7 protein-coding genes and 2 pseudogenes are annotated in these 10,235 nt (G+C 65.7%); 1 reads left to right on the top strand and 8 read right to left on the bottom strand.

What is annotated here, in order from left to right; genetic code table 11:
- The 3 genes and pseudogenes from U9977_RS27205 to U9977_RS22000 form a co-directional block, all read right to left on the bottom strand.
- A partial coding sequence (locus tag U9977_RS27205; RefSeq protein ID WP_416210742.1) for a DUF664 domain-containing protein occupies positions 1–407 on the bottom strand: 407 nt, incomplete at its 3' end.
- Positions 408–623: 216 nt separating this feature from the next.
- Positions 624–1,361: pseudogene (locus U9977_RS27210) on the bottom strand (sterol desaturase family protein); the annotation flags it as partial.
- A gap of 135 nt (positions 1,362–1,496) precedes the next feature.
- The gene (locus U9977_RS22000) at positions 1,497–1,700 is read right to left on the bottom strand and encodes a hypothetical protein (protein WP_322751183.1); all 204 of its coding nucleotides are present in this window, start codon (positions 1,698–1,700) and stop codon (positions 1,497–1,499) included.
- A gap of 351 nt (positions 1,701–2,051) precedes the next feature.
- Between U9977_RS22000 and U9977_RS22005 the strand changes: the two genes are divergently transcribed.
- A complete protein-coding gene (locus tag U9977_RS22005) occupies positions 2,052–3,617 on the top strand; it encodes a glycosyltransferase family 39 protein (RefSeq protein WP_322751184.1) in 1,566 nt (521 codons plus the stop codon).
- A gap of 21 nt (positions 3,618–3,638) precedes the next feature.
- Here the strand turns inward: U9977_RS22005 and U9977_RS22010 are convergent, their stop codons facing one another.
- From U9977_RS22010 to U9977_RS22030, 5 genes and pseudogenes are all read right to left on the bottom strand, one after another.
- Entirely contained in the window at positions 3,639–4,913 is a 1,275-nt protein-coding gene (locus tag U9977_RS22010; protein ID WP_322751185.1) for a hypothetical protein, read from the bottom strand.
- 201 nt (positions 4,914–5,114) lie between these two features.
- Positions 5,115–5,705, bottom strand: a complete 591-nt coding sequence (locus tag U9977_RS22015; protein ID WP_322751186.1) for a hypothetical protein — start codon at positions 5,703–5,705, stop codon at positions 5,115–5,117.
- Positions 5,702–7,456, bottom strand: a complete 1,755-nt coding sequence (locus U9977_RS22020; protein ID WP_322751187.1) for a PHP domain-containing protein — start codon at positions 7,454–7,456, stop codon at positions 5,702–5,704. Before U9977_RS22020 ends, U9977_RS22015 begins: the two co-directional genes overlap by 4 nt.
- Positions 7,457–7,761: 305 nt before the next feature.
- Positions 7,762–9,993 (bottom strand): family 2 encapsulin nanocompartment cargo protein terpene cyclase, encoded by a 2,232-nt coding sequence (locus U9977_RS22025; protein ID WP_322751188.1) that lies wholly within the window; start codon positions 9,991–9,993, stop codon positions 7,762–7,764.
- Between the two features lie 49 nt (positions 9,994–10,042).
- A pseudogene (locus U9977_RS22030) lies at positions 10,043–10,235 on the bottom strand (Crp/Fnr family transcriptional regulator); the annotation flags it as partial.

Genomic DNA, 10,235 nt, shown 5'->3' on the forward strand with positions numbered 1-10,235 from the left:
AACGGAGCCTCGGGCAGCGGCTGGGAGACATCGAGATCAGGCAACGCCAGCACGAGCTCATCAGTCCGGCGCGCCACCTGCTCGTACTCGTCGAGCAGCCCTGGCAGGCTCTCCCCGGCCAGCATGCGAAACGCCTCGGACCGCTCCGTCAGCTTCGCGGGCGACTGCTCCATCGCCGACGGGCCCTCGATGATGAAGGCGATCCAACCCCGTTCGGTGAACGCGACGTGTTTGATCAGACCGCCCAGGCACAACTCACTCACGGTGGTGCGCTGCGCGGCCTGATCGTCGGTCAGGTCGCGGACCGTGTGGCGCAGGAAGTACCGGTGCTTGGCCAACGTCTCCAGCAGGTCGGCGCGCTCGCTGGTCACGGCCCTGTCGGCTCGGGTCACGGTGTCCCCTTCCATCGGTGTGACGACACAGGGCACCGTAGCGACGACGTCCGACAACTTCGATACGCCTGTTCGGCGTGGTCGGAACGGTGCAACGAGTTGGCCGGCCCAGGATGGCGCCATGTCCTGCGGTATCCCGTAGGCCGGCGGTGTCCCCGCGGGCAGGTAGCGGGTGCCCAGCAGGGTGTCCCAGAAGGAGAAGACGGCGCCGTAGTTGCGGTTGACCGCCTCGGGAGTATCGGCATGGTGCCAGTGATGGAAGGCCGGCGTGACAAAGACGACGCTGAGCGGACGCAGAGTGAGCCGCGTGTTGGCATGGGCGAGGAACGGAAAGTAGAACTGGAAGGCGACGAACAGGGATGAGAAGGTCAGATCAAAACCGACCGCGTACAGCGGTAGGACGATTGCCGTCAGGTTGACGATCTGATCCAGCGGATGACCTCTGCTCGTGGACAGCCAGTCGAGCTCGCGGCTGGAGTGATGAACCGCGTGCAGCCGCCACAGCGGGGGCAACTCGTGCAGTGCCCGGTGTGCGGTGTAATTCGCCAGGTCCGCCAGCAGCAGGATGATGATGAACTGACACCAGCCGGGTTGGCGCAGCAGCAACTCTCGCACGGCTTGCGGGCAGACGTGGTGCACGGCGGGCGCGAGGACGGTGAGAACAGCGGTGGAGACGACGGTAATCGGCAGCCGGTTCGCGAAGGTATGTGCGACGTCCACATACCAGTCCTCCCGCCGGCGCCGACGGACAAGAGGCAGCAGTTGCTCAAGCGGAATGAACAGCAGCGCGCAGATGAAGAAACCGGCCAGGAGCTGCGGCCGTTCCACAACGCCCACCAGCACGGCCAGCGCGGTGAAAACGGCGGCCGGGATTCGTTGCCGACGGCGAGGCGGAACACCTTCGGGGTCGGTGCTCGTCGGGTGTCGGGAGCTGGCTTCGGCTGGCGCCACCATGACCGCCTCCGTCATGACTGCCCCCACCAGCTGCCCCCGAACGTCCGTCGATTCTGTTCCCGCCGTTCCCGCCGCAGCTTGTCCGGGAGTCGGGGAGTATTTCGTCTCCCCGGCTCCCGGACTCCCCGGCCGATCAGCGACCCGGAAAGGTCACTTCGTGCTGACGATGATGGGGCCGGTGGGAGTGCCCGGCTTGACCGGGCCGATCTGCATGACCCCGGCGTCGGCGGTGGATCCGCTGAACCAGTTGGGATGGGTGACCGAAAGCGTGGCGCCGGCGACCCCGAGAGCGAGAACGGCGATCATGAGCAGGCGGGCAGCAGCCTGCCGGGTCACGTGCTGGATGGCGATCATGTGCGTCCTTTCCGCGGCCGAAGAGCTCCCCGGCTCGGTGAGATGCGATCTACTTCCGGCAACGCACCAAATGGTGCATCTGTAGCGAAAAAAACTTCACATCGCCAGATTGCCAGTAGGTAGCCAGAGCATGTACAGAAGGTATTGATCGTGTAAACTATTCGATGACAACACCACGCCAGTCGTCCCACCCGGGCGTTACGCGCCCTCATGGCCTGCTGACAAGCAACTAACCTGCTGACAAGCAACTGCGCCCGTGCCCTGTCCGTCCCGCGGTCCACCACCGGAGGTTTTGTCGTGTCGGCGCGTTGAGACTGGTTCGGGTTTTCCAGAGCCCTATCGTCGGACCCGATGAGAAGCCCTTTCGCCGTGCCCGACGATCCGTTGGGCGTGGCGAACGCGCGGGGGCGTGGGTGGCCCCTGGCGATCATGAAGAATCTGCCCGGCCCGGCGACCGCACGATTTCAGGTCTGCGTGCTACTGACAACGATTACATCCTCGCTCCTCGTCTTCCACAACACAGGCTGGAAAAGTCTCTGGTTCGACGAGGGGGTCACGGTCGGGCTGGTCTCCACCAGCTGGGGGCCGATGTGGGCTTTCGTCCGGGACCACGAGACCAACATGGGTCTGTATACCGTCCTGTTGAAGCTGTGGACCACCGCCGGCGACGACGTAACATGGTCGAGGGCTTTTTCCGGTATAGCAGTCGTTGCAACGATACCGCTGCTCGCTGCGACGGGACGACGTCTCCTCGGTGAAACAACCGGGATTATTGCCGGGCTATTGATCGCGGTCAATGCCTTTGCCATTCACTACGGTCAGGAGGATCGATCCTACGGCCTGACTCTCTTTCTCGTCACGCTGACGCTCTACCTGGTGTGCAGGCTGCTCGACACGTCCCGCCCGGGCCTGTCCGTCATGTGGGGACTGGCCTGCTCAGCCGCCATCTACTCGCACGTCGTCGCTACTTTCACCGTGGCCTGCGAGATCGTCGCGGTCACGCTTCTGTTCCGGACGAAAGCCGCATGCCTGTCGCCCGGCGTTGTGCTCCAGGCCATCGGGTGCGCACCCTTGTTCTGGGTGCTGCACCGCCAGGGTTCGACCCGGCTGTCATGGGTGCCGCCGCTACGCGCTTCCCGTCTCACACCAACCGTTGCGGAAACAGTCGGAGCCGTCGGGACTTCGCCGTTGCTCTGGCTCTACTGCGCATGCATGGCCCTCGGCGTACTGCTGGGATGGCGCTCCCGGCCGATGTGGTTCACACTTGTCATGGGATTCGGCTCGCTTCTCGCCAACGTCATCGCATCCCTGTTCCTCGCGCCCCTGTTTCTCCCGCGCTACCTGATCGTCACCGTTCCCGGCCTGACCCTGCTGGCCGCATTCGGTATGGCGCGGCTCCCCCGCTTCGTCGCGCGAGGCCCGATCCTGGCCGTGACCGTCGCCTTTGCGCTGATATCCGTACGCGCGTATTACGACACGCCCGCGCCGGAGGACTTCCGCGCTGCCGCACGGCTCGTCGTCGACCGGTCTGACCGGTCTGACCGGTCAGACCGGAAGGACGCAATCGCCTTCTTCAACCCGGCCGGCTATGCGCCGTTCACCTTCTACGCCAGAGACCACAACGACCGGCTGCCGCGCTCCCTGGTTCCGCGCGTCGACGGCGGCCGTTCCCTCTACGACAGGCCCACCCCCGGCGGGCCCGCTGTCGAGGTCAGGCAGGCAGCCTCGGAACTGTGTGGCTACCGCCGGATATGGCTGGTGAGCAGCCATGACCGTACCGCCTGGGTCGGCGCTGTGCAGGCGGACTTCATCCGGGCCGTGAATGCCGACGGCTTCCGCCTGGACAGCACCGAGACCGTCCCAGGAGTCACAGTGCGCAGCTACCTCCGGAGGGAGACCGACCACGGCTGCCAGTGACCGATGCCCCTGTCGAGGAGATCAACGGCCCGCGCGGAGCAGTTCGGCCACGCGGTCGCCGACAGGCGCGAAGCTGGGACGCGGCTCGCGTTCGAAGAACTCCTTCTTCCGGCGACGCAACAACGCCTCCCCGTCCCGCTCCCAGCTGAACTGCGACTTACCGAGGACGGCACGAAAGACCCGATTCACCTCCGCTGGATGACGCGCCACAAGACGCCGGATGGCCGACGGCGACACGCTGTCGTCCCGCAGGTATGCACGCAACCGCGCCGCGTGGTCTCGGTCTCGAGCGAGGGAGGGATCTGCGAAAAGGGCATCGAGATGGCCGTAATCACCATAGAAGCTGAGTCCTTCGGTCTCGTCATAGACGATGGCGACGGTGTCGGCAGAGCGCAGATCGTCAGGCAACTGAAACAGCTGCTCGGGAGCGAGCGCCAGCGACCGGGCGCCTTCGGCTGCCTTCCCCTCCAAGCCCTCCAGAAGCTTCTCCTGACGGCGCCGCCAGTATTCCCGCAGACCGCGCTCGGCTTCATCCGGCGGCAGAATGACCAGATCGCAGCCGAAGTACGCGATGAAGTCGGCCCGATCCTCGGCCTGCAGTTCCCAGGCCCGCTCCAGGTTTTCCGGATTACGGAAGGCCACCTCGGGGACGGTAGCGACCGCCTCGGCCACGGCCTGCGCAAGCTGGGGACCCGCTGACCGGGGATACGCGGCGAGATGCCCACTGACCAGCCAGGCGTCCAGCGCCGGATGGACAGGGACGATCCGGCCGACCACGAACATGCCGGGTTGCAGCTCGGCGAAGGCACCGCGGCCCATGTTGGAGTACAGCTGGTAGACGAGATCGTCGACGAGGTTGTGCACGACCAACGCATCACCGTCGGGCTGCTGCACCTCGAAGCTCCCCTCGACCACATTGCGCCAGCCGAGAACCATCGCCTTGTCATCCTCGGATAGCGGGGGACGGCGCTGGGCGACAAAACGCTCGACGACGGTACGACCATCACTCAGGCGCTGCTGGAGTGCGAAGTGGTCGATGATGAGGACCGCCATGTCCTCGTCGAGTGCACCGCCGTGCCGGTCGGCAGCTTCCAGCAGCCGGGCCGTCAGCTGGCGTTCGAATCGCGAACTCTGCGCAAAATGGACGAGTTCACCCTTGAGCCCTCCGCTGCGGGCTACCAGTTCCGTGACCGACCGACCCGAAGGCGACAGGCCCGAAGGCGACAGGCCCGAAGGCGACAGGCCCGAAGGCGACGCTCCCGAACCCGTCGGGATATCGATTGATTTATGAGCCATGGGCACCACCTGTCGCGTTCGATTGATCGCGTTCCCGTATCTGGCACGGCTGGCCTGCGCCGCACCGACTATTCATACCCCTCCTTCGATACCCTCCTGCGATCCGGGTATCGACGTGCACGGACAGTACGATCAAGGCCCCTGCCACCGGATGGCAGCAGGGGCCTTGATCGGCCGGTTATGGCACGCAGGGATCAGGACTCAGGCGTGGTAGGCGCAGCACGGGGTCGGGTTCGGTACCTCGAACGGCGCAACCAGACCCGGTCCGGTGGCGCCGACGGCAAGGACGAGCTCCTCGCCCCGCCACTCGGGCCGGACGAAGTCGCGGGTCCGCAGCACCGCCGCGTCCGGCAGCTCGCCACCGCCGAGGACCGCGAACCGGTCGATCGCCGTCCCGGCGAGCACGCTGCTCACCGGGACATCCCCCACCAGCCGCTCAACACCCGGAAAGCGCACCGCCCTGCCACCCGTGCGCGCGGCGGCATCACGGGCCGCGAGCATGGCCCCGGTCGCCGGGTCCGGGTTGTCCGTTCCCACGGCCGGCGTCGGGGTTCCCGGCTCGACAACGGCAACAGCGGCGGCCGGCAGGACGCTGCGTACGCCGTCGACGGCCGTGTCGACGAGACCTGGCGGGAGGGTCAACGAGACGGCGAAGTGCGGTACGCCTACCCGGACGATGTGCGTGCACGCGTAGGCGTCGGCCGGCGAGCCGATCCGCCGCCAGAGGTCGAGCACCAGATGGTCGATCTCTGCCAGCGACCGGATGTCGGTGTCGACGCCGACGACCGTCATTGCTTCCAGCGGGGGGGCGACAGCGGGCCCGGCGCGGTGACGAAGATCGGGTTCGAGTAGAACCAGAGGTCCGCCCACGGGTCGGCGTTGCCGACCATGTCGATCGGCGGGCCGTTGGGGTCGACCGCCGCCCCGAGCAGGCCCGGCGCGGTGCGGTTGCCGTCGGTCCCGCGAACCCGCAGGTAGAACGGTGCCGCAACGTCGGTGAAGGTGTAGGTGAGGGTGACGCTGCCGGTCGCTGCGCTGACGTCGAACGACTTCACGACCTTGGTGTTCGGCGTGGTGAAGCTGTCGCGATCCTGCACCGGGCCGAGCACGTCACCCGCGATGAGGTCGACCCGGGCCAGCTTCGGCAGGAACTGTGCGAAGTTCGGCCGGCTCGCGAGCGTGATCGTGATGACGACCTCGACGTCGGCACCCTTGCGCACCCTGAGCGTGCCGCCGAGGGTCGTGCCCGGCTGACCCGAGCCCAACGGCCGGACCCGCAGGTCGAGGCCGTCGATCAGGGCGCCATGATCCACCCAGACCCGCCCCGCCCGCATCCCGGCCATCACCGCGCCGTAGTCGAACCGGGCCGCGCCGACGTGGGTACGGCTGTAGTAGCCCGGCCAGAAGTCGCCGTTGAACGCGATTCCGCCCGCGTACACGGGGTCCCCGTAGCGGCCGAAGTTGTTGAACGTGTCGCCGGCCGCGTCCCAGGGCGCGTTGGCGTTGTTGTTGACGGGGTTCTTCGCCCAGTCGGCGTACACCTTGTGGGAGTCGGAGTTCGCGGTGATCCACCACGGCCGACCCTCGGCGAGCATGGAGTCCCACAGGCCACCGACCGTAGCGGTGAAGGCGTCGAACCCACCGAACGTGCGGTAGTACTCGATCGGAAAGCCCGGGAACGAGTCGGGCAGCGGCGCGAAATCGTATGCCCCGCGGCCGCTGGCGGCACCGTTTGGCGCCGCAATCCCGAGCGCCTGGTGCCCGGGCGCCCCCTCCATGCCGATCGCGATGTCGGGTGCGCTGTCGCGCCAGCCGCGGAACTCGTGCGGCGAGTCGAGACCCCGGCGGGCCGGGTGGTTGGCGAGCATCAGTGCGTCCGAGACCTGGCCCTGGCGGACGGCGTCACTGAGATAGGACAGCCCGGAGATCGCCAACGCCTCGTTCGCGGCGGTGCCGGCCGTCGCGCCCATCACGACGCCGTCATAGGCGTTCTCGAACTGCTTGAGAACGGCCACCTCGTTCGGACCGGGAGCCACGAACACGGTCGCGTGCTCGGCGGCGGGGATGTTCCACTCCAGTCCCTGGAACAGCAACGTCCGCGGGTAGTCCTCGCGGGCGGCGAGGATGTCCGGGTTGACCTTGTCGACACCGAACTTGGCGTGTGCGACGCTGCCGTGGTCGGTGATGACCATCCAGTCCAGGCCGTTCTGCGACGCGTGCCGAACCTGGTCGCTCACCCGGTACATCGCGTCCGGGCTGTACTGGGTGTGGATGTGGTGGTCGCCGGCGAGCCACCGGAAGCCGCCAGCGGGCTCCCGCCGGTCGGATCCGTCGGATGGCCCGGCGAGTGCGACACCCTGTCCGCCAAGGACGCTCCCCGCGGCGACCCCAGCGCCCAACAGGCCGGCGCTGCGCAGCAGGCTGCGCCGGTTCAGCTCGGACGGCGACAGCGCGGCGTCCGGTACGGCCAGGTCGAGCCCCTCGCTGACCGGTCGGTCGTGGTGGTGATGGTCGTGGTCATGTGGACCGTGCACGCCCGACATGGAGTCTCCCTCGCGACGGCCCGCCCCCCTGGCGGGTCTACGCGATGGACTCTGATTTGCCGAGATGGCCCGCATTCCTCGGATCAGTAAACAACGGGTTGCCATTGTGCAGAGGTCAGGCAACTTTAGCTTTGATTATCCATTCTCCGGTGAATTTCCGTTCAGATACGCTGCACTTATTGCAAATAATTTGCAGCTACTATTTGGTCGCAATATTCCGCCGGCATGGACCGCCCGGGCTCGGGCTCGATCCCGGGCGGCATTTTATCCACTTTAATTCATATTTCTGATGTTCCAGGGTATTTCTACCGATTGGCCACACCCAGGCCGTCCGACGAGCGGATCCAGCCGCTATGGGCCGCCGAGATGCCTCGTCCGGTGGGGCCGCCGAACGGAGGTGTCCCGGCTGCCGGATGGTGTCGCAGTTCAGCTTCCTCGTATCGACGGGTTCCCTGATGCCAACGGAGAATTCCGGCCAGCCAGTTCTGCAGTTCCTCGGCATATCCCCGCACCGCGCCCCGTGCGTCGGCGTCCAGGTTGAAACTGTCACAGAGCGCGGGCAGTTCGATGGCGACAACATGTTCGAACTGGCGCAGCCGGGACGTCATCAGATCATTGACGACCCCGACAGCGCGTTCACGATCACAGTCGAAGAAATTCTGGACGACGAGAACGCAGTTGTGGATCTCACCTTCGAACTGAATTTCCTTCTGGTAGGAGAACACGTCGTTGAGCAGGCAGGCGTAGTCCGCGGCCGCGTGCTCCAGTGCCCTCATCGGTCGGGTCTGGTAAATCGCCGGTGGCACCGTCGGCCCCGCAGCCAGCCGACACAGGCTCATGGTGAGATCGGAACCGAAGGTCTTGCGGCGCATCTCGATGTAGTCGATCGGGTCGGGAATCCGGTTCTGTCGCTGATTGGCGAGTTCCCACAACCAGCTACCGGTCATATCCTCGATCGCGCCGCGGAACATGCGACGCGCGCTCACGGCCATGGGTCCCGCGGTACGGGACCACAGATCGGCCAGACCGCGTTCCAGCGCGTTGACGGGGACCGGAATGACGGCGGACTCCACCGGCATGAATTCCGACAGCCGCCTGGTACACGCCTTCGCGGCGGCTAGATCACCCGTCCGGCCGAAGATCACCGGATAGTAGTCGTCGGCGTAGGTTCCCCAGGTGAGCCAGCCCGTGGTCAGGTTCAGTTGGTCCGCCGTCGCATCCGGATGGATCCCTGCCGAACACAACGGAAAATCATACGCCCTGAGCTTGTGTTCGTCCCAGATTCCGGGCACCGGGTCGAGCATCCCGATCTGGCCGGCCCACTCCACGATGTGGCGACGTGCAGCGGACAGGTGCGGGCTGCACCGAGTGGAATACGGCATGTAGAAATCGGGACGTTGAAGCCGGCCGACGACCTGATACGGGATGTGGGTGAAGCTCCGCAATCGCTGCGGTGCCGTCGAGACCAGTGCGGACCCGATGCGCGCTCCTGCGGTGCCCAGGCCCGTCGGACCGCCCAGGGCGCCGGTGCCCGCCTTGGCCCCGCCATTCATGTAACGGCTCGACCGCAAATGCCATTCATGACCACCCGACTGCCAGTCCTGCAGCCCCTTCACATAGGCCATGACATCCGCTCTGGCCGCCACGTCAAGGCCATGTTCCTCGACGAGCGGGGGTAACTCGGTGAAGGTGGTGTGCTCGAACTGGTGCAGCCGGGAGGTAAGCAGGTCGTTGACGATGTCGGCGGCTTCCTGGGTACCACACCCCAGGAATCGTTCGAAGACCAGGACGCCGTTGCTGAGCTCGCCTTCCTCTTCGACTTCGCGCTGGTAGGAGAACAGGTCGTTGCGCAGATGCACGCCGTCGGCGAACGTGTCCCGCAGTACCTGCATAGGCCGGGTCGCGGCGATCTCGGCGGGTACCTCAGCGGCCACCGCGTGTTCGATGAGATTCGCCGACCAGGGGGCTCCGCCGACCTTTCGCCGCATCTCGATGTATTCTACGGGGTCGGCAATCCGGTTTTCGTTGATATTGGAAAGCTCCCACAACGACTCATCCAGGAGATTCCCGGTGCTGGCGGCGAACCGACACCGCCAATCCGCGGACCGGGCCGGAACGGTCCGGGTCCACAGGTCCGCAAGGCCGCGTTCCACCGGATTGGTCGGCGGCTGTGTGATCGCGCCATCCGTCGGCATGAACGCCCGCAACCGATCAAGATATTCCTGCGCGCCGGTCAGGTCGTGGGTTCGCTTGTACAGCTCCAGAAAGTGGTCGTCGAAGTAGAACACCCAGACATACCAGTCGGTCACCAGGTCAAGATCTGGACCTGTCGCGTCCGGATGGGTATAAGCACAGAGCAGTGCGTAGTCGTGAGCGTCGAAGTCGCACTCGTACCAGATCACGGCGCCGTTCTGCGACGCGTCGACCATGTCCATCTCGTAAGCCCAGGATTTACTGTGCTCACGAGCTCGTTCCAGGTTCGGATTCAGCCGTGCCGGATGGGGCACATAGAACTCCGGTAGCTCGAATGGCACCATGAACCGCACGTAACCTTCCTCTTCGACTGCTCCGCGGACAACACCACGGCTAGTCGCGGGCTCTGGCTACCTCGACGTTCTCCAGGACGCCGAGCGCGTCCGGCACGAGAACCGCAGCCGAGTAATAAGTGCTGACCAGGTAGGAGATGACGGCTTTCTCGTTGATACCCATGAATCGGACGGACAGGCCGGGCTCGAACTCGTCCGGGATGCCCGTCTGGTGGAGGCCGACGACACCTTGG

Source organism: Protofrankia sp. Cas8 (assembly GCF_963555845.1).
Lineage (GTDB): Bacteria > Actinomycetota > Actinomycetes > Frankiales > Frankiaceae > Protofrankia.

Excerpts from the sequence above, each read along its gene's own strand:
- U9977_RS22020 (WP_322751187.1), bottom strand. The coding sequence starts at position 7,456 with ATGTCGGGCGTGCACGGTCCACATGACCACGACCATCACCACCACGAC.
- U9977_RS22015 (WP_322751186.1), bottom strand. The coding sequence starts at position 5,705 with ATGACGGTCGTCGGCGTCGACACCGACATCCGGTCGCTGGCAGAGATC.
- U9977_RS22000 (WP_322751183.1), bottom strand. The coding sequence starts at position 1,700 with ATGATCGCCATCCAGCACGTGACCCGGCAGGCTGCTGCCCGCCTGCTC.
- U9977_RS22005 (WP_322751184.1), top strand. The coding sequence starts at position 2,052 with ATGAGAAGCCCTTTCGCCGTGCCCGACGATCCGTTGGGCGTGGCGAAC.
- U9977_RS22025 (WP_322751188.1), bottom strand. The coding sequence starts at position 9,993 with ATGGTGCCATTCGAGCTACCGGAGTTCTATGTGCCCCATCCGGCACGG.
- U9977_RS22010 (WP_322751185.1), bottom strand. The coding sequence starts at position 4,913 with ATGGCTCATAAATCAATCGATATCCCGACGGGTTCGGGAGCGTCGCCT.